The organism is Paramagnetospirillum caucaseum, assembly GCF_000342045.1.
Taxonomy (GTDB): domain Bacteria; phylum Pseudomonadota; class Alphaproteobacteria; order Rhodospirillales; family Magnetospirillaceae; genus Phaeospirillum; species Phaeospirillum caucaseum.
Genome location: NZ_AONQ01000059.1, coordinates 1 through 21,463, shown reverse-complemented (window position 1 = coordinate 21,463; position 21,463 = coordinate 1). Strand labels below are relative to the sequence as shown.

At 66.8% G+C, this 21,463-nt stretch carries 19 protein-coding genes; 11 read left to right on the top strand and 8 right to left on the bottom strand.

Annotated elements, in window-relative coordinates:
- The first annotated feature begins 71 nt into the window (after positions 1 to 71).
- Entirely contained in the window at positions 72 to 878 is an 807-nt protein-coding gene (locus tag H261_RS17495) for a cell envelope integrity EipB family protein (RefSeq protein WP_040476795.1), read from the top strand.
- Positions 879 to 963: 85 nt separating this feature from the next.
- The gene (locus tag H261_RS17490; RefSeq protein ID WP_008620135.1) at positions 964 to 2,028 is read left to right on the top strand and encodes a tetratricopeptide repeat protein; all 1,065 of its coding nucleotides are present in this window, start codon (positions 964 to 966) and stop codon (positions 2,026 to 2,028) included.
- 30 nt (positions 2,029 to 2,058) lie between these two features.
- On the opposite strand, the gene H261_RS17485 is transcribed toward H261_RS17490, so the two are convergent.
- From H261_RS17485 to H261_RS17475, 3 genes are all read right to left on the bottom strand, one after another.
- Entirely contained in the window at positions 2,059 to 3,012 is a 954-nt protein-coding gene (locus H261_RS17485) for a two-component system response regulator (protein ID WP_152426942.1), read from the bottom strand.
- 128 nt (positions 3,013 to 3,140) lie between these two features.
- The gene (locus H261_RS17480) at positions 3,141 to 4,031 is read right to left on the bottom strand and encodes a response regulator transcription factor (protein ID WP_008620132.1); all 891 of its coding nucleotides are present in this window, start codon (positions 4,029 to 4,031) and stop codon (positions 3,141 to 3,143) included.
- A gap of 176 nt (positions 4,032 to 4,207) precedes the next feature.
- Entirely contained in the window at positions 4,208 to 6,034 is a 1,827-nt protein-coding gene (locus tag H261_RS17475) for an AMP-dependent synthetase/ligase (protein ID WP_008620131.1), read from the bottom strand.
- A 67-nt stretch (positions 6,035 to 6,101) separates the two neighbouring features.
- Between H261_RS17475 and H261_RS17470 the strand changes: the two genes are divergently transcribed.
- The gene (locus H261_RS17470; RefSeq protein ID WP_008620129.1) at positions 6,102 to 7,889 is read left to right on the top strand and encodes a M3 family oligoendopeptidase; all 1,788 of its coding nucleotides are present in this window, start codon (positions 6,102 to 6,104) and stop codon (positions 7,887 to 7,889) included.
- A 3-nt stretch (positions 7,890 to 7,892) separates the two neighbouring features.
- Here the strand turns inward: H261_RS17470 and H261_RS17465 are convergent, their stop codons facing one another.
- Complete coding sequence (locus tag H261_RS17465; RefSeq protein WP_008620127.1) at positions 7,893 to 8,729, bottom strand: DUF3108 domain-containing protein; 837 nt, start codon at positions 8,727 to 8,729, stop codon at positions 7,893 to 7,895.
- Positions 8,730 to 9,065: 336 nt separating this feature from the next.
- On the opposite strand from H261_RS17465, the gene H261_RS17460 reads away from it, so the two are divergent.
- From H261_RS17460 to H261_RS17450, 3 genes are all read left to right on the top strand, one after another.
- The gene (locus tag H261_RS17460; RefSeq protein WP_008620124.1) at positions 9,066 to 10,655 is read left to right on the top strand and encodes a Re/Si-specific NAD(P)(+) transhydrogenase subunit alpha; all 1,590 of its coding nucleotides are present in this window, start codon (positions 9,066 to 9,068) and stop codon (positions 10,653 to 10,655) included.
- Positions 10,656 to 10,665: 10 nt separating this feature from the next.
- Positions 10,666 to 12,075, top strand: a complete 1,410-nt coding sequence (gene pntB, locus H261_RS17455) for a Re/Si-specific NAD(P)(+) transhydrogenase subunit beta (protein ID WP_008620121.1) — start codon at positions 10,666 to 10,668, stop codon at positions 12,073 to 12,075.
- 243 nt (positions 12,076 to 12,318) lie between these two features.
- Positions 12,319 to 13,314: a cytochrome c peroxidase gene (locus H261_RS17450; protein WP_040476794.1), complete on the top strand. Its 996-nt coding sequence runs from the start codon at positions 12,319 to 12,321 to the stop codon at positions 13,312 to 13,314.
- A gap of 260 nt (positions 13,315 to 13,574) precedes the next feature.
- On the opposite strand, the gene H261_RS17445 is transcribed toward H261_RS17450, so the two are convergent.
- Positions 13,575 to 15,620 (bottom strand): methyl-accepting chemotaxis protein, encoded by a 2,046-nt coding sequence (locus H261_RS17445; protein WP_008620117.1) that lies wholly within the window; start codon positions 15,618 to 15,620, stop codon positions 13,575 to 13,577.
- A 191-nt stretch (positions 15,621 to 15,811) separates the two neighbouring features.
- On the bottom strand, positions 15,812 to 16,015 hold the full coding sequence (rpsU, locus tag H261_RS17440; RefSeq protein WP_002726599.1) for a 30S ribosomal protein S21: 204 nt from the start codon (positions 16,013 to 16,015) through the stop codon (positions 15,812 to 15,814).
- Between the two features lie 162 nt (positions 16,016 to 16,177).
- Here rpsU and H261_RS17435 point away from each other — a divergent pair, with 162 nt between their 5' ends.
- A complete protein-coding gene (locus tag H261_RS17435) occupies positions 16,178 to 16,828 on the top strand; it encodes a COQ9 family protein (protein ID WP_008620112.1) in 651 nt (216 codons plus the stop codon).
- Here the strand turns inward: H261_RS17435 and H261_RS17430 are convergent, their stop codons facing one another.
- Both H261_RS17430 and H261_RS23505 read right to left on the bottom strand, forming a co-directional pair.
- Positions 16,829 to 17,662: an EF-hand domain-containing protein gene (locus tag H261_RS17430; protein ID WP_008620107.1), complete on the bottom strand. Its 834-nt coding sequence runs from the start codon at positions 17,660 to 17,662 to the stop codon at positions 16,829 to 16,831.
- Between the two features lie 119 nt (positions 17,663 to 17,781).
- A complete protein-coding gene (locus H261_RS23505; RefSeq protein WP_008620105.1) occupies positions 17,782 to 18,414 on the bottom strand; it encodes an EF-hand domain-containing protein in 633 nt (210 codons plus the stop codon).
- 386 nt (positions 18,415 to 18,800) lie between these two features.
- On the opposite strand from H261_RS23505, the gene H261_RS17420 reads away from it, so the two are divergent.
- From H261_RS17420 to prfB, 4 genes are all read left to right on the top strand, one after another.
- Complete coding sequence (locus tag H261_RS17420) at positions 18,801 to 19,397, top strand: RNA polymerase sigma factor (protein WP_008620104.1); 597 nt, start codon at positions 18,801 to 18,803, stop codon at positions 19,395 to 19,397.
- Complete coding sequence (locus H261_RS17415) at positions 19,394 to 19,702, top strand: hypothetical protein (protein WP_008620103.1); 309 nt, start codon at positions 19,394 to 19,396, stop codon at positions 19,700 to 19,702. The genes H261_RS17420 and H261_RS17415 overlap by 4 nt, the downstream gene beginning before the upstream one ends.
- Complete coding sequence (locus H261_RS17410; protein WP_008620102.1) at positions 19,702 to 20,166, top strand: periplasmic heavy metal sensor; 465 nt, start codon at positions 19,702 to 19,704, stop codon at positions 20,164 to 20,166. The genes H261_RS17415 and H261_RS17410 overlap by 1 nt, the downstream gene beginning before the upstream one ends.
- Positions 20,167 to 20,258: 92 nt before the next feature.
- Complete coding sequence (prfB, locus tag H261_RS17405) at positions 20,259 to 21,374, top strand: peptide chain release factor 2 (protein ID WP_008620101.1); 1,116 nt, start codon at positions 20,259 to 20,261, stop codon at positions 21,372 to 21,374.
- The last annotated feature ends 89 nt before the right edge of the window (positions 21,375 to 21,463 follow it).

The following is a 21,463-nucleotide window of genomic DNA, read 5'->3' as shown; positions in this document are numbered from 1 at the left end:
GGTTCCGTCTGTTCTGGTGGGCGGACGTGGGCGGTGTATAATGACAGCGGGAATTCCCGTCGGAGGATTGGATGAAGCGTAGATTTGGGGTGGTGCCGGCGTGCCTCGCCGCCGGATTGGCGATCGCAGGGGCGGAGGTGGCGCATGCCGCCGACCTGGCCTCCCATCGCGCCACCTACCGCATGGGGTTGTCGGCCTCGCGGTCGGGCAGCGGCATGGCCAATGCCAACGGAGCCTGGACCTACCAGTTCATCGATTCCTGCGACGGCTGGATCACCGAATTCCGTCTGGTGATCACCTATGCCTATTCCGAGGGTGGGCAGGTGGCGACCACCACCGATTTCCTGGGCTGGGAGTCCAAGGACGGGCTCAGCTACCGCTTCCGGGTGCGCCAGTCGCGCGAGGGGCAGGTGACCGAGGAGGTGGAGGGAGCGGCCAAGCTCAAGGGAGTGGGCCAGGGCGGCATCGCGCATTACACCCGCCCCGAGCCGCGCAGCATCAAGCTGCCCAAGGGGACGCTGTTTCCCACCGCCCACACCATCCGGCTGATCGAGACCGCCAACAAGGGCGGCCGCATCCTGGCGCGGCCGCTGTTCGACGGGCAGGGCGAGGAGGGCGCGCTGGAGACCAGCGCCCAGATCGGCCGCGCCGTGGCGCCGCAGGCGGCCACGGTGTCGAGCCCGCTGCTGGAATCGCCGGCCTGGCCCATGCGCATGGCGTTCTTCCCCATGGGCAGCACCGACCCGCTGCCGGAATTCGAGATGTCGCTCAACTACCACGCCAACGGCGTGGCCGAGGATATCGAGCAGATCTTCAAGACCTTCAGCCTGAAGGGCCGGCTCGAATCCATCGAGATGCTGCCTCGAACGAAGTGTTAACCATGGCCGCCTAATCTATCGCGCGAGCGTGATGCGCTCGGGTTGCGTCCGGGCCCAGAAGGGGCCTCGCGAAAGGAGAATCCGCTTGACCACGTCCCAGCCCGTCGATTCCGGCGCGGAGATCGCGCGCCTTGACGCCCTTGCCGCCGATTTCCGCCGCCGCCTGGAATTCGATCCCGGCGTCGTCTATCCCGCCCACGCCGAATGCCTGTGGCAGCTGGGCAACCTCCGGATCACCCATGGCGATGCCGAGGCCGGGCTCCTGGCCATATCGGAAGCCATCGGGCTGTACCGGGCCATCGCCCAGGTCCAGCCGGAATCCTATGCGGTCCAGCTGGCGTCCCTGCTCAATTCCCAGTCCAATCTGCTGGCCGAGGCCGCCCATATGGAAGAGGCGCGGGCCGTCGGCCTGAATGCGGTGGAGCATGCGCGCCAGGCCATGGACCGCCGTCCCGATCAGGCCCGTTTCGTCCTGGTCTCGTCGCTGATCAATCTGGCCGGGCTGAAGATGCGCGGCGGCGATACCGCCGGCACGGTTGAGGAACTGTCCCAGGCGGTGGACGTGTTCCGGGCCGGCGGCGAGGCCGGGCAGCCGTTCCTGGGCTCCATGGTCGAGGCCCTGCACCGCGCCGCCATGGCCTTCAGCGAGGTCGGGCTGTGGTCCGAGGCCATCGAGACCCGCCGGCTGCTGATCGGCCTGTTCGGCGAGGCCCCGCCGGCCGCCGTGGTGCAGTTGCTGACCCTGACCCTGCAGCAGGCCTCGGTGGCCCTGGCGGGCGCCGGCCAGGCGGACAGAGCCTTGGCCCATGCCGGCGAGGCCGTCGATCTCGCCCGCCTGCTGTTCGAGGCCGACGCCACCGCCCACCGTCTGGCCCTGGCCCAGGCGGTGGGGAATCTGGCGGGGCGCTGCCACGATGCCGGCCGCCTGAAGGAGGGGCTCGACCGCTCGCTCGAGGCGGTGGATCTGTTCCACGAGGCGGTCAGCCAGGACCCGGTCCATGCCGTGCCGTCGCTGATCATCACGCTGGACAGCATGGCGTCCATCCTGGGGGCGCTCGGCCTGCCGGAGCAGGCGGCCACCGTCCGCGAGCAGCGGATTCAGCTGCAGGAAACCCTGGACATCATCGCCCCGCGGAGCGAGGCGGGGTAGGGCCGGCGGCCCGTCCGCAAGAGGCCTTCCTCACACGAAGCGGAAGCCGTTGCCGCCCCGGCCCTTGACCACATACATGGCGGAATCGGCCAGGCGCAGCATCTCGGCCGGGGAATCGGTGTCGTCCGGGTTGACGGCGATACCGATGGAGCAGGTCAGCGGGCCGGGCAGGTCGGCCTCGGCGGCGGCCTTGGCGGCGATGGTATCCTTCACCACCCCGCACAGACGCACCAAGCTGTGCTTGTCGCGGATATTCTTCAAGATGGCCACGAACTCGTCGCCGCCGGCCCGCGCCACCGTGTCGCTGGAGCGCATGGAGCAGACCAGCCCGTTGGCGGCGGCCCGGATGTAGCGGTCGCCGGCCTCGTGCCCCATGGTGTCGTTGACGTGCTTCAGGCGGTCGAGATCGACCACCATCACCGCGTATTTCTCGCCATGGCGGGCGGAGAAGCGGTGGACCTCGTCCAGGCGGTCGAAGAACAGATGGCGGTTGGCCAGCCCGGTCAGCGGGTCGTAGAGCGCCCGCTGGCGCAGCCGCAATTCCTTGTACTTGCGGTAGATGGCGTACTGGATCGCCCGGTGCAGGTCGCTTTCGGCGAAGCGGCCCTTCACCACGTAGTCGTCGGCGCCGTGGCGCAGCGCCTCCAGCATGGTGTCGCGGTCGTCGGAGGCGCTGATGACGATGACCGGGGTCTCGATGCTGTCCAGATCGATGCGGGTCAGCACGTCCTTGGCGTTGCCGTCCTTGATCAGATAATCCAGCAGGCAGATGTCGAAGCGGCCGGAAGCCAGTTGGGCGATGGCGCCGGGGCAGTCCACCGCCCGTTCCAGTTCCAGGGCGTCGCCATAAAGACTGTGCAAGGTATGTTCGCAATAGGTGAAGTGGACAAGATCATCCTCGACCACCAGAACGCGGAACGGCGACTTGGCGCAGATATCCTCGGGGTCTTGGAAGGCGAACGGATCTGAGCGACCGATCAGCATATGCATGGTCCCCCGGAAAACCACGGGCGACAGGGTGAAATTCCCCGAATATCCATAATCTATCACTGCGACCCGCTGTCATCCAGGAATGGATGCCGGGCGGCCGGTAATACTGAAGTCAAGTATTGTCAGCGCGCTGTATATGTCCCGGAAATCCGGCGCGAGGTCTGGGTGATGATCTCGATATCTGAAAAAGCAACATTGCTTGGACTTGATTTCAACCCACGGCACAATTCCACCAGCCCGTCGATGGTCTCTGTGGTGTGGCCCAGTTGCTTGGTGACCCGGGTGGCGAGTTCGGTGGCCACCTGTTCCAGCTTGAACAGGCTGCGATAGGTGCTTTCAGCGGTCATCTTGCCCTCGCGGGCGCTGACCGTCAGGGCGTTGCACTCCCAGTCCATGGTGGCGGCCAGGCGCTTGATGCGCTCGACGCCGATGGCCACCAGGGAATCCTGCTTCAGCCGGTCGTAGCGGTCGCGCGACAGATTGGTGCCACGGGCGCGCACCGGGTTGGGAACCTGGAACTGGGTGGCCGAGGTGGCGCCGGGGCGCGGCGCGGCGCGGCGGTCGGGGCCGATATAGTCGTGGGTCACCACGAAGGGCTTGCGCCGCTCCACCAGCACCTTCAGGCGGTTCATCAACTGGTCGGGGGCGAAGGGGATCAGCAGCAGGTCGTCGGGGCCGCAATCGATCACCGAGCGCACCTTGGGCTCCTCGCGCGACGACAGCAGCATCACCGTCAGGATGAATGGGTCGCGGCCCAGGGCGCCCGAGCGCAGTTCCCGCATGATGAAGGTGGAATCGTTGGCCTCGATCTCCTGATTGAGCACCAGGAAGTCGTGGTCGCCTTCCTGGCAAGCCTTGTGGGCGGTCAGGAAGGTGGTGGCTTCGACGATGTCGCGGATGCCGACGTTGTTCAGCGCCAGACGGATGCCCTGCCGGATGGGCAGGCTGGGCTCGCACACCAGCGCCTTGACCTTGGAGAGATCGACGGCGGCCGGGGCCGGAGCCAGGGGCATTGCAGGGGCTGCTCGTGACATCTGGCCGGGGGATCTCTTCGTGTGCGCCGCGGAGTGTTGGGATGGTTTTAATACAGGAGTTTGATGAAAATCAACATGAAGGATAGCCCATATGATTCAATCTTGGGGTGAGGCATTTCTGTTAACAATTCATTCTCGGCCCATTGTTGAAACCTTCACCCTAATGCCTGATTCCGGTTCTGCGACTTTTCTTCATAAAGACCATCCAGAGCCTGCCCGTATTTCTCTCGAATCTGGTGGCGGCGAATCTTGAGGGTTGGCGTCAACATACCGTTGTCTACGTCGAATGGACTAATGGCGACCATGAAGCGCCGGATCTTCTCTACGGGGGAGAGTTGGCGATTGACCCGGTCGATGACAAGGGCCAGCGCCTTGCGCAACTCGTCACCGGCCATCAGCTCGTCCAGGGACCCGGTCCTGCCGCCCGCCTCGGCCCAGGATTGCACCCAGTCGCGGTCGGGAACGATCAGGGCGACCAGATGGGGACGGCGGTCGCCGTAGACCATGGCCTGGGCGATTTCCGCCTCCAGGGTCAGGAAGCTCTCGATGCGCTGCGGCGCCACGTTGTCGCCGCCGGAATTGACGATGATGTCCTTCTTGCGGTCGGTGATGCGCAAGCAGCCGTCCGGATCGACCTCGCCGATATCGCCGGTGTGCAGCCAGCCCTCGGAATCGATGGCCTGGGCGGTGGCCGGGGCGTCGCGCCAGTAGCCCTGCATCACCAGTTCGCCCCTGACCAGGATTTCGCCGTCTCCGGCGATTCTCAGTTCGACCCCCGGCATGGCCGGGCCGACTGTCTCCAGGCGGTTGTGGCCGGGGCGGTTGACGGCGATGACCGGGGCCGCCTCGGTCTGGCCGTAGCCCTGCAGGATGCGCACCCCCAGCGCCACGAAGAACGCGCCGACCTCGTAGGGCAGGGGAGCGCCGCCCGAGACGAAGGCCTTGAGCCGGCCGCCGAAGCGGGCGCGGACCTTGTCACGCACCAGCCGTTCCAGCACGAGGTCGGCGAGGCGGGCGATCAGGCCCAGGCGCTGGCCCTTGAGGCGGCGGGTGCCCAGGTCGAGCGCCGCCATGAACAGCCGGCGGCGCAGCGGGCTGACCCGCGCCAGACCCTTGAGGATGCGGGTCCGCATGGTCTCGTAGAGGCGGGGAACCGCGGTCATGATGGTGGGCGACACCTCGGCCATGTTGGCGGCCAGCATCTCGATGCCCTCGGCGTAGCGAATCTCGGCGCCGATGGAGATGGGGAAGTGGAGGCCGGCCGTGTGCTCGTAGGCGTGGGACAGGGGCAGGAAGGAGAGGAACACCTCGTTCTCCAGCCCCAGTTCGCGCAGTACGTCGGTGGCGCCCATGCAGTTGCACAGGATGGCGCCGTGGGACAGCATCACCCCCTTGGGCACGCCGCCGGTGCCCGAGGTGTAGATCAGGCAGGCGGTGTCCCGGCGGTCCAGGCCGGCCACCAGGGCGCGGATGCCGGCCCCGCCGCCGCCTCCCATCTCCAGCACCGCGTCCCAGCCGTGGATGTCCACGCCGGGCGACTGGGCCAGGGAAAGGGGCTCCATGACGATGATGGCGGGAGCATGGTCCGAGCGGGCGGCGGCGGGCAGCACCCGCTCGGCCAACGCCCTGGTGGAGACGATCACCAGCCGGGCGCCGGAATTCTCCAGGATGTGCAGGTGGTCGGCCACCGTGTTGGTGGTGTAGGCCGGCACACTGATGCCGCCGGCCGCCATGATGCCCAGGTCGGCGATGGCCCATTCGGGGCGGTTCTCGGCCACCAGCATGACCCGGTCGCCCTTTTCCAGTCCCAGGGCGCGCAGCCCGGCGGCCAGGGCCAGGACGCACTCCGCCGTCTCGCTCCACGGCAGGCTGTGCCAGGTTCCGCCGGCCTTGTGGCCGAGGAAGGGGCGCGGGCCAAGACGTTCGGCCTGGCCGAGGAACATGGCGGGCAGGCTGGTCTGCGCGGCGAACTCAACTTCCATGCGTCGAAACTCCCTGTTCGCACGCCGTCATCCTTCCTATATTCGCCCTAACGCAAGGAGACAGCGCATGACCTTTGTAGCACCGGCCAACGATCTCGGCACTCTTCCCGAATGGGACCTTTCCGATCTTTATCCGGCGCCGGATTCGTCCGAGCTGGAGGCCGACCTGCAGGCGGCCGACGGGGCGGCCCGGGCCTTCGAGGCCGCCTATGCCGGGCGGCTGGTCGGGCTGGCCGGGGCCGAGTTCGGCGCGGCCATCGCCGAGTACGAGCGCATCGGCCAGATCATCTACCGCGCCATGTCCTATGCTCAGCTGCTCTATTCCGGCGACGTCGCCGATTCCGAGCGCGGCCGCTTCTACCAGGGCATGCAGGAGCGGGTCACCGACATCTCCACCCACACCCTGTTCTTCTCGCTCGAGATCAACCGCCTGGACGATGCGGTGCTGGCCGACAAGCTGAAGGCCCCTGCGGCGGCCCATTACGGCCCCTGGCTGCGCGATTTGCGGGTCTTCCGCCCGCATCAGCTGTCGGACGAGGCCGAGAAGATGCTGCACGAGCTGCATGTGGTCGGCACGGCGGCCTGGAACCGGCTGTTCGACGAGACCATGGCGCGCCTGCGCTTTCCCCTGGGCGGCCAGGACGTCACCTCGGCCGAGGTGCTCAACTGCCTCAGCGACAAGGACGGCGCCAGGCGCAGGGAAGCCGCCAAGTCGCTCGGCAAGGTGCTGGGCGACAACGCGCCGCTGTTTGCGCTGATCACCAACACCCTGGCCAAGGAGAAGGAGATCGAGGACAAGTGGCGCGCCTACGCCCGTCCCCAATCCTACCGCAACCTGTCCAACCAGGTGGAGGACGGGGTGGTGGACGCCCTGGTGGCGGCGGTGAAGGGCTGCTTCCCCCAATTGTCGCACCGTTATTACGCGCTGAAGGCCAAGTGGTTCGGCGTCGACAAGATGGATTACTGGGACCGCAACGCGCCGCTGCCCGACGACGACGACCGCAAGTACACCTGGGAACAGGCCCGCGATACGGTGCTGGGCGCCTATGGGGCGTTCTCGCCCGACATGGCGGCGGTGGGCAAGCGCTTCTTCGACAACAACTGGATCGACGCACCGGTGCGTCCCGGCAAGTCGCCCGGCGCCTTCGCCCATCCCACCGTGCCTTCGGTGCATCCCTATCTTCTGGTCAACTACCTGGGCAAGTCCCGCGACGTGATGACCCTGGCCCATGAACTGGGGCACGGCGTGCATCAGGTGCTGGCCGGGGCGCAGGGGCCGTTGATGTCCGACACGCCGCTGACGCTCGCCGAGACCGCCTCGGTGTTCGGCGAGATGCTGACCTTCCGCGCCATGCTGGAGCGCGAGACCAGCCCGAAGAGCCGCCGCATCATGCTGGCCTCCAAGGTGGAGGATATGATCAACACCGTGGTGCGCCAGGTGGCGTTCTATGAGTTCGAATCCCTGTTGCACGACGAACGCCGCCGGGGCGAGCTGTCGCCCGAGCGCATCGGCGAATTGTGGATGAGCGTCCAGGCCGACAGCCTGGGCCCGGCCTTCCGCTTCCACGACGAGTACCGGCATTTCTGGACCTACATCCCGCACTTCGTCCATTCGCCGTTCTACGTCTACGCCTACGCCTTCGGCGATTGCCTGGTGAACTCGCTGTATTCCGTCTACGCCAAGGGCGGCATTCCCGAGTTCCCGGCCAAGTATCTGGACATGCTGCGGGCCGGCGGCACGCTGCGCCACCAGGACCTGCTGGCCCCCTTCGGCCTGGACGCCGGCGACCCGCGGTTCTGGCGTCAGGGACTGGACGTGGTGATCGGCTTCATCGACGAGTTGGAGGCCATGTAGGCGCTATTCCCCCGCCGCCAGCAGCGGGGCGCATTGCTCCGCCGCGACGCGGCAGGGCTCGATGGCGTTGATCACCGTGGCGGCGGCGAAGCTGTCGGTATAGACCCTGAGGGGCAGCAGGCTGTCGGGGTCGAGATGGACGACATACTCGGCCCCGGCCCACATCTTGTGGAAGCGCGGCTTGAAGCCCGCCACCGGCCGCAGGACCATGGTCATCTCGATGGCGTCGAACTCGCGGCCGCGGATGTTGATGCGTTTGGCGCCCTTGATCGCCACGTCGAAATCATAGGCGCGGCGGCCGTCATAGCCGGCCACGCGGAAGCTGGCCGGCCCGCCCGCCGCCAGGGCCTGACGCGCCTTGCGTCCCACCATGGCCACGTTGGTCAGCGGGTCGCGCACGCCCCGTTTGGCGTCCGCCGGCACGGCGGGGGCGGGCTCGTCGTCCTCGGGGGGCGGGGAGAACACCGCCAGCACCTCGTCGAGCACGGTGACTGCCTCGCCGCCGCCATAGACGACGCGCAGCATCTGCTCCTGATAGCGGTTGCGGAAGCGGGTCTGGTAATGCTCCGAGCCCAGCTCGCCGGCGCCTTTCTCCGTTCCGCCGCCCTCGGCGGCGAAGCGCAGGCGCAGGATCTTGTCGAACAGGCCCACGGTGCGGATGGTCATGCCGGTGCGCACCGTCTCGTCCCGCTGTTCGCGGGTCAGCGCCATCTCGCCGGCATGGAAACCGCCCCACATGATCTCATAGCGCCAGCCGGCCGGTTCGGCCCGGGCCGGAACGGCCAGTCCCAGACCGGCGGTGATCGTCGCCGCAATCGTCCATGCCGTCCTGGTCATCATTCCTCCTGTCCCGTCCGGGAAGTGTGGTGGGACGGGCAGGGGGGCGCCTTGATGCAAGTCATGCCGGCTGCCGCCCGAAGGGGTGGCGCCGCCTCCCTCCGCCCGGCTACTCGAAGGCCATAGACACCTTTTTCCAACTCGTTCACGGCAGCCAAGTGGTGTAGGTGACAAGGGGGTGTTGCGGTGCAGCATGAAAGGGTGGGCGGCAATCGGGATCAATTCCGCCAAACGACTGATTTTCAAACACGATCGGGCTTGGCAAACCGCTGCCCAGCGGGCATTGTTTTCCGCAAAAATGTAGAGCAAACGCAGTAACAACGAACAACAGGAGAAGCCATGTCTCTGACCATTGGTGTCCCCAGGGAAACGTTCCCCAACGAAAAGCGGGTGGCAACGGTTCCCGACGTCGTCGAGAAGCTGATCAAGCTCGGCTTCTCCGTGGTGGTCGAGACGGAGGCGGGCGCGCTCGCCAATTTCGATGACGAATCCTATGTGGCTGCCGGGGCGACCATCGCCAAGAGCGCCGCCGAACTTTGGGCTTCCGTCGACATGGCCTTCAAGGTCCGCGCTCCGTCCATGGACGAAGTGGCGCTGATCAAGGAAGGCACCACTCTGATCGGCTTCATCTGGCCGGCCCAGAATCCCGACCTGATGCAGGCCCTGGCCGCCCGCAAGATCACGGTCCTGGCCATGGACTGCGTGCCGCGCCAGCTCAGCCGCGCCCAGAAGATGGACGCGCTGTCCTCCATGGCCAACATCGCCGGCTACCGCGCCGTGGTCGAGGCCGCCAATCAGTTCGGCCGCTTCTTCACCGGCCAGATCACCGCCGCCGGCAAGGTTCCGCCGGCCAAGGTCTTCGTGGCCGGCGCCGGCGTGGCCGGTCTGGCGGCGCTGGGCACCGCCGTCAGCCTGGGCGCCATCGTGCGCGCCAACGACACCCGGTCCGAGGTGGCCGATCAGGTCAAGTCCATGGGCGCCGAGTTCGTCAAGGTGGACTACGAGGAAGAGGGCTCGGGCGGCGGCGGCTACGCCAAGGTGATGAGCGAGGGCTTCCAGGCCGCCCAGCGCGAGATGTACGCGCAGCAGGCGCGTGAGGTGGACATCATCATCACCACCGCCCTGATCCCCGGCAAGCCCGCCCCCCGGCTGATCACCGCCGAGATGGTGAGCAGCATGAAGGCCGGCAGCGTCATCGTCGACATGGCCGCCGAGCAGGGCGGCAATTGCGAGCTGACCGTGCCGGGCGAGGTGGTGGTGCGCCACGGCGTGACCATCGTCGGCTATGCCGACCTGCCGAGCCGCCTGTCCAAGCAGGCCTCGACCCTCTACGCCACCAATCTGCTCCGCCTGACCGAGGAGTTGTGCAAGACCAAGGACGGCATTATCGACGTCAACATGGACGACGACGCCATTCGCGGCCTGACCGTCATCAAGGACGGCGAGATCACCTGGCCGCCGCCGCCTCTGGTGCTGCCGGCGCCGCCCGCCCCCAAGGCCGCCTCCGCCGCTCCGGTGCCCGCCAAGAAGTCCGGCCACGGCCACGGTGCCGGCGAGCCCATGTCGACCAAGTCCCTGGCCATCACCTTCGGCCTGGGCGCTCTGGCCTTCTGGTTCGTGGGCGCCAACGCCCCCGAAGCCTTCCTCGGTCACTTCACCGTGTTCGTGCTGGCCTGTTTCGTGGGCTACATGGTGGTGTGGAATGTTACCCCCGCGCTGCATACCCCGCTGATGAGCGTCACCAACGCCATCTCGTCGATCATCGTGATCGGTGCCCTGGTTCAGATCTCCCCGCCGCTGGGCGAAGGGGTTTCCAGGCCCGGTTTCTGGATCGGCCTGCTGGCGGTGATCAGCATCGTTCTCACCTCGATCAACATGTTCGGTGGCTTCGCGGTCACCAAGCGCATGTTGGCGATGTTCCGCAAGTAAGGGGGGCACCATGTCCGCAAGTCTCGCCACCGTTTCCTATATCGGTGCCACCATCCTGTTCATCCTCAGCCTCGGCGGCCTCTCGAACCCCGAGACCTCCCGCCGCGGCAACGTGCTCGGCATGATCGGCATGGCGCTGGCCGTGGTCGCCACGGTGTTCGGTCCCCAGGTCACCTGGGCCGGCGTGCCGTGGATCGTCATCGCCATGGCCGTCGGCGGTTCGGTCGGCCTGTATGCCGCCCGCACCGTGCAGATGACCCAGATGCCCGAACTGGTCGCCCTGATGCACTCCCTGGTGGGCCTCGCCGCCTGTCTGGTGGGCTTCGCCAGCTATATCGATACCGCCCACACCTTCGTGGGCGCCGAGAAGACCATCCACGACGTGGAGATCTATATCGGCATCCTGATCGGTGCCGTGACCTTCTCGGGCTCGCTGATCGCCTTCGGCAAGCTGTCGGCCAAGATCGGCGGCAAGCCGCTGCTGCTGCCCGGCCGCCACCTGCTCAACCTGGCCGGCCTGCTGGTGGTGATCTGGGTGTGCAAGGGCTTCCTTAACGCCGAGAGCGTCGGCGGCGGCTTCTTCGCCCTGATCATCATGACCCTGATCGCCCTGGCCTTCGGCGTGCACATGGTGATGGCCATCGGCGGCGCCGACATGCCCGTCGTGGTCTCCATGCTGAACAGCTACTCGGGCTGGGCGGCGGCGGCGACCGGCTTCATGCTGAACAACGACCTCTTGATCGTCACCGGCGCCCTGGTGGGCTCCTCGGGCGCGATTCTGTCGTACATCATGTGCCGGGCCATGAACCGTAACTTCATCAGCGTTATCGCCGGCGGCTTCGGTACCGGTGGCGGCACGGTGGTGGCGGCGGCCGACGGCCAGCCGGCCGGCGAGGTGATCCCGGTCAGCGCCACCGACACCGCGGAACTGCTGAAGGAATCCAAGAGCGTGATCATCGTTCCCGGCTACGGCATGGCGGTGGCCCAGGCCCAGCACACGGTCTACGAGATCACCAAGCATCTGCGGGAAAAGGGCGTGACCGTGCGCTTCGGCATCCATCCGGTGGCGGGGCGGATGCCCGGCCACATGAACGTGCTGCTGGCCGAGGCCAAGGTGCCCTACGACATCGTCATGGAGATGGACGAGATCAACGACGACTTCCCCGAAACCGACGTCGCCATGGTCATCGGCGCCAACGACATCGTCAATCCGGCGGCGCAAGAGGATCCCAACTCCCCCATCGCCGGCATGCCGGTGCTGGAAGTGTGGAAGGCCAAGACCTCCATCGTCATGAAGCGCTCCATGGCGTCGGGTTATGCCGGCGTCGACAATCCGCTGTTCTACAAGGAGAATAACCGGATGCTGTTCGGTGACGCCAAGAAGATGCTCGACGAGGTGCTGACCGCTCTGAAGGCCTAGGCTCCTCCACGTTTATGACAAAGGCGGCAGCCTCCGAAAGGGGGCTGCCGTTTTGCTTTAAGGCATAGGCGGATAGTTTAGATCTAGAAGAATTCTAAATACATCTTCCAAACCCACAATGAAGTTGTGAGTATGTGGGGGTGTTCGTGTCTCGGGCCATCGCCGGATGGAGAGAGCCGGCGGGGCGGGGAGATCCTCCGAGGGGCGGCCACGTTCTGACAATCGACATCAGGGGACCATGCCATGATCAGACGCATGACGCTTTCGCTCGCCCTTTTCCTGGGGATGCAGGCCGTTCCGGCCCTGGCGGCGTCCGAACCGATCCAGCCCATTCCGGCAGCCAAGGCCAAGGATGCCGGGCTGGTCGAGTTGGGCAAGAAGCTCTATTTCGATACCCGCCTGTCCAAGTCGGGCTTCATCTCGTGCAATTCCTGCCACAACCTGTCGCTGGGCGGTACCGACAACCTGAAGACCTCCATCGGCCACAACTGGCAGAAGGGGCCGATCAACGCCCCGACAGTGCTGAACTCCAGCATGAATCTCGCCCAGTTCTGGGATGGCCGCGCCAAGGACCTGAAGGCCCAGGCGGGCGGCCCCATCGCCAATCCCGGCGAGATGGCCTTCACCCACGAACTGGCGGTCGACGTCCTCCAGTCGATTCCGGGCTATGTCGCCGAGTTCAAGACGGTCTTCGGCAACGACAAGGTCACCATCGACGGCGTCACCAAGGCCATCGCCGCGTTTGAAGAGACCCTGGTCACCCCCAATTCCCGCTTCGACAAGTGGCTGAAGGGCGACAAGAAGGCGCTGAGCAAGGACGAAGTGGCCGGCTACAGCCTGTTCAAGGATTCCGGCTGCACCGCCTGCCATAACGGCGCGGCGGTGGGCGGCAACTCGTTCCAGAAGATGGGCGTGGTCGAGTCCTACAAGGCCAGCAGCCCGGCCGAGGGCCGCGTGGCGGTGACCAAGGACGAGGCCGACCGCTTCAACTTCAAGGTTCCGACGCTGCGCAACGTGGAACTGACCTATCCCTACTTCCACGACGGCGAGGCCGCCACCTTGAAGCAGGCGGTGGACACCATGGGCCGTATCCAGCTGGGCCGCCAGTTCACCGACGACGAGAACGGCAAGGTCGTCGCCTTCCTCAAGACCCTGACCGGCGACCAGCCCAGCTTCAAGCTGCCCATTCTGCCGCCGTCCTCGGACGCGACGCCCCGTCCGGCGCCGTTCGACAAGTAGGCTCCATGAACGGAAGTGGCCGGGCTGTCCCAGGGCGCCCGGCCGCTTTGTTTTCAGCGCCTTTCCAGACCAGAACCTTAGGCTCAGGGAATTCGGCTGATTTCAGGCCAGAGCGTCTTCCAGACAGAAATTTCAGCGACAGATGAACACAGGCAAACACAGATGAATTGAGAATATTCCTTATCTGTGTCCCGCGTAGCGGGAATCTGTGTTCATCTGTGGCCCGTTTTTCGTCCCATCCGCTTGAATGTCGATTGGCCCTAGGCCCGCTCCACCCCCGCCAGGAAGCGCTGGACCGAGGTGTTGAGGCTGTCCGACTGGCGACCCAGGGCCTGGACGGCGCCCAGCACGTCCGAGGCGGTCTTGCCGGTCTCCCCCGCCTCGCTGGTGACGTCGGTGACGTGACGCGACACGTCGCGGGTGCCGTCGGCGGCTTCGGCCACGTTGCGGGCGATGTCGCGGGTGGTGGCGTCCTGTTCCTCCACCGCCGCCGCGATGGCCGACGAGACCTGGTTGATGCGCTCGATGATGGCGCCGATGCTCTGGATGGCCGACACCGCCTGATCGGTGGCCGACTGGACGGCGCTGACCTGTTCGGTGATCTGGCTGGTGGCCTTTCCGGTCTGGGTGGCGAGGTTCTTGACCTCGTTGGCCACCACGGCGAAGCCTTTCCCCGCCTCTCCCGCCCGCGCCGCCTCGATGGTGGCGTTCAAGGCCAGCAGATTGGTCTGGCCGGCGATGTCGCCGATCATGGTCACCACCTCGCCGATGTTGCGGGCGGCGTCGGCCAGCCCGTGGACCAGGGCGTTGGTGCGCTCGGCCTCGGCCACTGCTTCCTGCGAGACCTGGGCCGAGGTGGCGACCTGGCGGCTGATCTCGTTGATGGAGGCGGCCAGTTCCTCGGCAGCGCCCGCCACCGTTTCGACGTTGATGCTGGCCTGTTCGGCCGAGGCGGCGACCGCCGAGGCGTGGCCTTCCATGCTCTGGGCCGAGGAGCCCAGGGAATTGGCGGAATTCTCCAGCAGGCGGGTGGCGTCGCCCACGGCGGCCAGGGCGCCGGAAACCTCCTGGCGGAAGGCGGCGGTCAACTGCTCGATGGCCTGGCGGCGGCGCTCCTTGGCGCTTTGCTCGGCGGCCTGTTCGGCGGCCAGCCTCTCGGCGGCCAGGTGGTTGTTGCGGAATACCTCGACGGCGCGGGCCATCTCGCCCTGCTCGGTCTGCAGGTCGAGCCCGCCCACGGTGATGGAGGTGTCGCCGGTGGCCAGACGGCTCATGGCGGTGGTGATCTCGGCGATGGGGCCGGTGATGCCCTTGGCCAGCACGCCGGCGGCGGCGAAGGTGACGCCCAGGCCGCCCATCACCGCGATGATCTGCATCCACAGGAACAGGCGCGCGTCCGAGCTGGTCTTGGTGGCCGAGGCGACCAGATCGGCGGCGATGCGGTCCTCGACCACCTTCATCAGGTCGATGCGCTTGGTGGTGGCCTCGAACCATTTGGGGGCGGGGACGCCCTCGCCGCCGGCCAGGGCCTTGGCGTGGGCCGCCTCGCGCAGGGTATTGACCTCGGCGACGATGGGATCGCCCATCTTGTCGCGGAAGAAGGCCACAAGTTCCGGCGAGGCGGTGCGGATGAAGTGGGCGAACAGCATCTCCTGGTCGGCGATCAGCGACACCAGGCGGCGGTAGATCACCGCGTCGAAGGCGCCGGCGAAGCCCGCCGCGCCGGTGGCGCGTTCCTGCCCGGCCCGCTCCTTGGCCTCCATGAAGGCGAGATAGGCGCCCACCGCCTCGGCGGCCTTCTTGTCGGGGGTCAGGCGGGCCATCTGGCCCACCATGTCCAACTGCACCTTGATCAGGCCGGTATAGGCCTGGAACAGCGCATTGCGGTCGACGCTCCCGGCATCGATGTCCGAGCGCAATTTGGCACGCCCGGCCAGGGCTTCCCGCGCCTTGGCGAGCGAGGCGCCGAACTCGGTTCCCAGGGCGGCGGCCGATTCGGCGCTTTCGGCCTCGAAGCGCTTGGCCGCCTCGTCGGACAGCTTGCGCTGGGCCTCGACCCGGTCGCCGAACTGCTTGCGGCCGCTGGCCACGTAGAGGGACGACGATCCGCGTTCCTTCTGCAGTTCATGAACCACGGCGCTGACGCTGTTGGCCATGGTGGCCATGCGGATCAGTCCGCTGGTGTCGGCGACCACCAGCCAGCGCAGCACGATGACGTAGCCGGAGAAGGCGACAAGACCGAAGACGGGAAGAAGGAAGGCCAGAAGGATTCGTCGCCCAATCCTAAGATTACGCAGCAATTCCATGACAGACTTCCCCCTTCCATAACCCAATCCCACATTTGTGGTGCTGGTATAGCATGCTCCGGCTAATTTGACATTAGGCAAAAGGCAAAGACCGAAAGGCGCCACGACACAGGGTCGTGGCGCCAGCGATGGCGACGCTTTGAATTTCCGGTCCGGCCGCCCCCTTTTTCGGTGCGGCCGATAAGCGAGCTTTAGAAGCCTTCGCGTTCCAGGCGCTTGCGCTCCAACTTGCGGGCGCGGCGCACAGCTTCGGCCTTTTCACGGGCGCGACGCTCGGACGGCTTTTCGTAGTTCCTGCGAAGCTTCATCTCGCGGAAAACCCCCTCGCGCTGCATCTTCTTCTTGAGCGCCTTCAGGGCCTGATCGACATTGTTGTCACGAACGAGAACTTGCACTTTTCGCCACCGCTCCTCTACGCTTGAAAACCCTCCCGACGCACGGCATCTCTGCCGTCCGGGGAGGTGGGTTGATAGCACAGTGCCGCCCCCTTGTGAAGGGGTTAGGCGGGGTTCTATAACCGGGAAAACATATTTATCCGCGGTCGAGGAGAATTGGATATGGAAACGCGTCCGCTCAAGGATGCCCTGGTGACCGCCATGCTGCCCCATGCGGCCTTCGACGGCTGGTCGCTGGCCACCCTGGAGGCGGCGGCCGACGACCTGGGACTGGACCGGGCGCCGCTGCCGCGCCTGTTCCCCCGGGGGGCCGTCGACGCCGTCGCCCATCTGGTCGGTCACGCCAACCGGATGCTGGAGGCCGATCTGGCCGAGGCCGGCCTGGAGGGGCGCGGCGTGGGCGAAAAGGTGTTCCTGGCGGTGAAGCTGCGGCTTGACCGCTGGGCCGAGCACAAGGAGGCCATCCGCCGCGCCACCTCGCTGCTGGCCCTGCCGCAGAATCTGGTTCTGGCGGCCCGCCTGACCTGGGGGACCGCCGATGCCGTCTGGCTGGCGGTGGGCGACCGCTCCCACGATTTCTCGTGGTATTCCAAGCGCGCCACCCTGGCGGCGGTCTATTCCGCCACCCTGCTGTACTGGCTGGATGATGAATCCGAAGGTTCGGCCGACACCTGGGGTTTCCTGCGCCGCCGTCTCGACGACGTGCGCTCGCTGCCCCAGGTGCGGCAGAAGATCGAGGGATTGGTGAGCGGCCGCAAGGCGGCGCTGGGGGGGCTTGCCGCCCGGTTCCGCTCGCCCGTCCCCCGCTGCTGATCAGGCCACCGTATCGACCAGGCGCCCCGACAGCAGCTTGCCGAGATAGGACGCCGTATCGTCGGAATCGGCGCTGTCCTTGGTCAGCGACTTCAGGATGGATTGCAGCGCGTCGGCGCTGGAGGCGTCCGTCTGGCCGTAGGTGACCGAGGTCGAGCTTGAGCCGTCGGCATATTTGGTGACGGTGGTCTTGGTGCCGTCGGCTGAGGTGGTGGTGGTCACCGAGACCACTTCGTCCGACGATTGACTGGACCCGACGCCCGCCGCCCCGCCGCCACCGCCGCCGCCCGCCGGAGGAGCGCCGCCGCCGGCCGGAGGTCCGGCGTTCTGCAGGCCGGTGGCGAACTGTTCCTGGGTCAGGCCGACATCGGCGTCGCCGCCGCTATCCTCGGCGATCTTGTCGTAGAAGGCGGTGGCCTGCTCCTCGCTGACGTCGTCGGGGCGGCCGGCGACGAATTCGTCGCGGGTCACCGTGCCGTCGCCGTCGCCGTCCAGCTTGGCGAACAGTTCGGCGGCGTCGGGACCCTTCTGGCCGGCCCCGGAGGGGGGCGATTGCCGGATGCGGCTTTCGAATTCGTCCAGGGCGGCGATCACCGCGTCGGCCTGTTCCTGGGTCAGCGAGCCGGAGGAGACGTCTTCCTTCAGCCGGGCCTCGATGGCGGTGCGCACGTCGGTGGGCGAGGGGGGCGAGCCCGACTCGGCCTGGGACTGGAGCACCGATTGGATTTCCGATTCGACCTGGGTCGCCACCTCGGACGACAGGCCGTTCTTTTTCAGGTCGGTCAGCAACAGGGATTGCGGCGAGGACTGGTTCCCCACGGATGCGATGGACATGGCCGATCTCCTTCTGAGACAAAAGGTTCTGCCCGGTTGAACGCCGGGGCTTCCCCGATCCTTGCGGAAAAAATCGCCCCCATGCCGAAAGGGGTAGACGGCATGGGGGCGGCGGCGGATCAGGCGGCGGCGCCGAGCAGGCTGGCCTTCTGGTACGAGCCGATGGCCTTGAGCATCTCCTGCAACAATTCGCCACCGGCCGATCGCGTCGCCGTGGCGGTGGTCTGGCCGCTTGCCGTCCGCTCGGGCGGTCCGGCGGCCTTCATGCCCGCCGCCAGTTGTTCCTGGCTGAGGCCCGAGGCGGAATCCGCCCCGGCGGCCGCAGCGATCTTGTCGTAGAAGGTGTCGGCCTGTTCCTCGCCGACGCCATCGGGGCGGCCCGCCACGAACTCGTCGCGGCTGACGGTGCCGTCGCCGTCGCTGTCCAGGTCCTCGATCATCTGTTCAGGATCGGGCGGGCCGCCGGGCCTGTTTCCCTGGCCGATTTCCTGGGATTGCAGCAGCACCGACTGCATGCTGGCCGCTATCTGCTGGACGGCGGCGGTCAGGCTGTCCTGGCTGAGCGCGCCCGTGCCCGACGAGTCCAGCCTGTCGAACAGGGCGCCGGCCTGCTCCTCGCTGACATCGTCCGGCTTGCCGGCGATGAACTCCGCGCGATCGACGGAGCTGTCGGAGTTGGTGTCAATCCTCTTGAAGACTGAGCTTATGTTATATGTGGATGATGAGGCGGAAGCGTCTGGTCCGTGTAGCATAGCGACTCTCCATCAGTCATGAACTGAGCGGATATGATTCCGATCGAGTCGTCACACGCAGTAAAATATACTTTCCATGCGCGGAAAAATTCTAAATTATTTCTTATGTTTTTCTTGAAAATGCCGTTCGCACCGCAGTATTCCTATGCGGTGTCACGTGCCGGCCCGACGGATACCGTTGCAAGGCGGGGGCCAGGGCCGGCGTTGCGGCGTAACCCCTTGATCCGGTGCGAAATGGCCGCGGTTTTCCCTTCCCTGCTCATGGCTTCCCCGGCAGAACCTGCCGGGAGGGGCGGCAGATTCTGCCGGGGGAGCGCATGATTTTCCGCATGGATAGCCCGCCCCGGCCCGTTCAATCCTGCGATGACGGTTGTCGCGGAGGTGGCGTGGGCCAGGGCGGACGGGCGTGTCCGGAAGGGGACGCGGCCAGTGACGATGATCTGCTGCGAGCCATCGCCCAGGGAGACCGCCGGAGCTTCCAGCGGCTGATGGAACGGCATGTCCGCGCCATGCTGGCGCTGGCCACCCGGGTGCTGCGCAATCCCGACGACGCCGACGAGGTGGTGCAGGAGGCGTTCCTGAAGGTATGGACCCTGGCGGCGCGCTGGCAGCCGGACCGCGAGGCCAGATTCTCCACCTGGCTTTACCGGGTGGTGCTCAACGCCAGTCTCGACCGCCTGCGCCGGGGACGGTTCGTGGCGGCGGAGGAGGCGGAGGAGCCGGTCGACCCGTCGCCGGGCGGACTGGAGCGGGCCATGGCGCGCCAGCGGGAACGGCTGGTCTCGGCGGCCATGGCCGAGATGCCGGCCAGACAACGCCAGGCGTTGTCGCTATATTATTTCGGCGACCTGACCGCGCCCGAGGCGGCGCGGGTGCTGGAATTGTCGCTTGGCGCCATGGAGGCCCTGCTGGTGCGGGGCAAGCGCAACCTGAGGGCCGCCCTGGCCCGTCTGGGCATCCGGGGCATGGGAGACGTGACATGAGTGCCGACGATCTGGACGATTTGATGGGCAGGCTGGCGCCGCCGGTGGAGGTGGCGCCCGACCGCGTCGCCCGCGTCATGGACAGGGTGATGGCCCGCCTGGACGAGCCGCGCCCGGCGACGGTCGCCGCGCTGGGATTCGGCCGATGGCTGGCCGGTCTGCCGCTCCTGTCGCGCTTCGCCCTGCCCATGGCCGCCGCCGCCCTGCTGGGCATCGTGGTCGGCCGGGACCTGCGTCCCGCCGCCGAGGTGGTCGCCCTCGACCAGTTGTTCGTCGCAACCTCTTACGCGGAGCTGGAGTATTGATGGGGCTTCAATTCCTGTCCCGCTGGGCCTTGCCGGCGTCGCTGGCCCTCAACGTCTTCCTGGGCACGGTGCTGGTGATGCGCGAGCCGGGCCCACCGCCGCGTCCGCCCGGCGGCGGACCGCCCAGCCCGCTGCATTTCGTCGAGCGGCTGGCGGCGGATCTGCCGCCGGCCGACGCCGCCGTCCTGCGCGCCGCAATCGGCCGCCGCGCCCAGGAGGTCGAGGCCAGCCACCGCGTCTGGACCGGATTGCCGGAACGGGTCGCCGCGGCGCTGGCCGCTCCCGCTTTCGACGCGCAATCCCTGCGCGCCGTCCTGGCCGAGGGGCGGCAGGCCCATGGCGCCGTGGACGAGGCCGTCGCCGAGGTCATTCTCGAAGCCGCGTCGGCCATGTCGCCGGAGGGCCGTCAGGCCGTCGCCCGCTGGCGGCCGCCGCCGCCCAGGGGAGGGCCGCCGCCGCGCTGATCCCGGAATCTCTCGGGTGGAATCTCTCGGGTTGCCAGTCTGGGCGGAGTTCCTTACAAAGGGCGCCTCCACATTTCCATAGGGGAACAGCCATGCGGGCCGAGATCGAGGCGCTCGCCCAGGATATCCGGCGGTCGGCCGCCCTGCTGAAGCGTCATCTCAATTGGGACGAAGCGTTGATGCGGCTCGACGAGCTGAACGCCTCGGCCGAGAATCCCGATCTGTGGAACGATGCCGCCAGCGCCCAGAAGATCATGCGCGAGCGCAACGAGCTGGACAGCGCCATCCAGGGCTGCCGGGCGCTGGAGCGCGAACTGGCCGATCTGCTCGAACTGATCGAACTGGGCGAGATGGAGGGCGACCAGACGGTCGTCGACGACGCCGAGGAACAGGTCCGCACCCTGAAGGAGCGCGCCGGCAAGATGGAGCTGGAGACCCTGCTCTCGGGCGAGGCCGACCACAACGACTGCTATCTGGAAATCAACGCCGGGGCCGGCGGCACCGAGTCCCAGGACTGGGCCGAGATGCTGCTGCGCATGTACACCCGCTGGGCCGAGAAGCACGGCTACAAGGTGGAATGGCTGGAAGAAAGCTCCGGCGAGCAGGCGGGCATCAAGTCGGCCACCGTGCGCATCCTCGGCCACAACGCCTATGGCTGGCTGAAGACCGAAAGCGGCGTGCACCGGCTGGTGCGCATCTCGCCCTACGACAGCGCGGCGCGCCGCCACACCAGCTTCTCCTCGGCCTGGGTCTATCCGGTGATCGACGACACCATCGACATCCAGATCAACGAGAGCGAGTGCCGCATCGACACCTACCGCGCATCCGGAGCGGGCGGCCAGCACATCAACAAGACCGATTCGGCGGTGCGCATCACCCACATCCCCACCGGCATCGCCGTGGCCTGCCAGATGGAGCGCTCGCAGCACCAGAACCGGGCCCGGGCCTGGGACATGCTGCGCGCCCGTCTCTACGAGGCAGAGCTGCAGAAGCGGGAAGCCGCCGCCCAGGCGCTGGAGGACCAGAAGACCGACATCGGCTGGGGCCACCAGATCCGCTCCTACGTGCTGCAGCCCTACCAGATGGTCAAGGACCTGCGCACCAACGTGGAGACCTCGGACACCCAGGGCGTTCTCGACGGCGACCTGGACCAGTTCATGGCCGCCTCGCTGGCCGCCCGCGTCGAGGGTGACGTCACCCAGGGTTAATTTTTCGCTCGCCTGTTTGATTTCCGCCCGGTCCGCCCTATAACAAGGGGGTGACTCCTTGGGAGGAAATGATGAGGCATGTGGTGATT

Coding starts and splice junctions, on each gene's coding strand:
- H261_RS17495 (WP_040476795.1), top strand. CDS start 72: ATGAAGCGTAGATTTGGGGTGGTGCCGGCGTGCCTCGCCGCCGGATTG.
- H261_RS17485 (WP_152426942.1), bottom strand. CDS start 3,012: ATGCTGATCGGTCGCTCAGATCCGTTCGCCTTCCAAGACCCCGAGGAT.
- H261_RS17480 (WP_008620132.1), bottom strand. CDS start 4,031: ATGCCCCTGGCTCCGGCCCCGGCCGCCGTCGATCTCTCCAAGGTCAAG.
- H261_RS17475 (WP_008620131.1), bottom strand. CDS start 6,034: ATGGAAGTTGAGTTCGCCGCGCAGACCAGCCTGCCCGCCATGTTCCTC.
- H261_RS17470 (WP_008620129.1), top strand. CDS start 6,102: ATGACCTTTGTAGCACCGGCCAACGATCTCGGCACTCTTCCCGAATGG.
- H261_RS17465 (WP_008620127.1), bottom strand. CDS start 8,729: ATGATGACCAGGACGGCATGGACGATTGCGGCGACGATCACCGCCGGT.
- H261_RS17460 (WP_008620124.1), top strand. CDS start 9,066: ATGTCTCTGACCATTGGTGTCCCCAGGGAAACGTTCCCCAACGAAAAG.
- pntB (WP_008620121.1), top strand. CDS start 10,666: ATGTCCGCAAGTCTCGCCACCGTTTCCTATATCGGTGCCACCATCCTG.
- H261_RS17450 (WP_040476794.1), top strand. CDS start 12,319: ATGATCAGACGCATGACGCTTTCGCTCGCCCTTTTCCTGGGGATGCAG.
- H261_RS17445 (WP_008620117.1), bottom strand. CDS start 15,620: ATGGAATTGCTGCGTAATCTTAGGATTGGGCGACGAATCCTTCTGGCC.
- H261_RS17435 (WP_008620112.1), top strand. CDS start 16,178: ATGGAAACGCGTCCGCTCAAGGATGCCCTGGTGACCGCCATGCTGCCC.
- H261_RS17430 (WP_008620107.1), bottom strand. CDS start 17,662: ATGTCCATCGCATCCGTGGGGAACCAGTCCTCGCCGCAATCCCTGTTG.
- H261_RS23505 (WP_008620105.1), bottom strand. CDS start 18,414: ATGCTACACGGACCAGACGCTTCCGCCTCATCATCCACATATAACATA.
- H261_RS17415 (WP_008620103.1), top strand. CDS start 19,394: ATGAGTGCCGACGATCTGGACGATTTGATGGGCAGGCTGGCGCCGCCG.
- H261_RS17410 (WP_008620102.1), top strand. CDS start 19,702: ATGGGGCTTCAATTCCTGTCCCGCTGGGCCTTGCCGGCGTCGCTGGCC.
- prfB (WP_008620101.1), top strand. CDS start 20,259: ATGCGGGCCGAGATCGAGGCGCTCGCCCAGGATATCCGGCGGTCGGCC.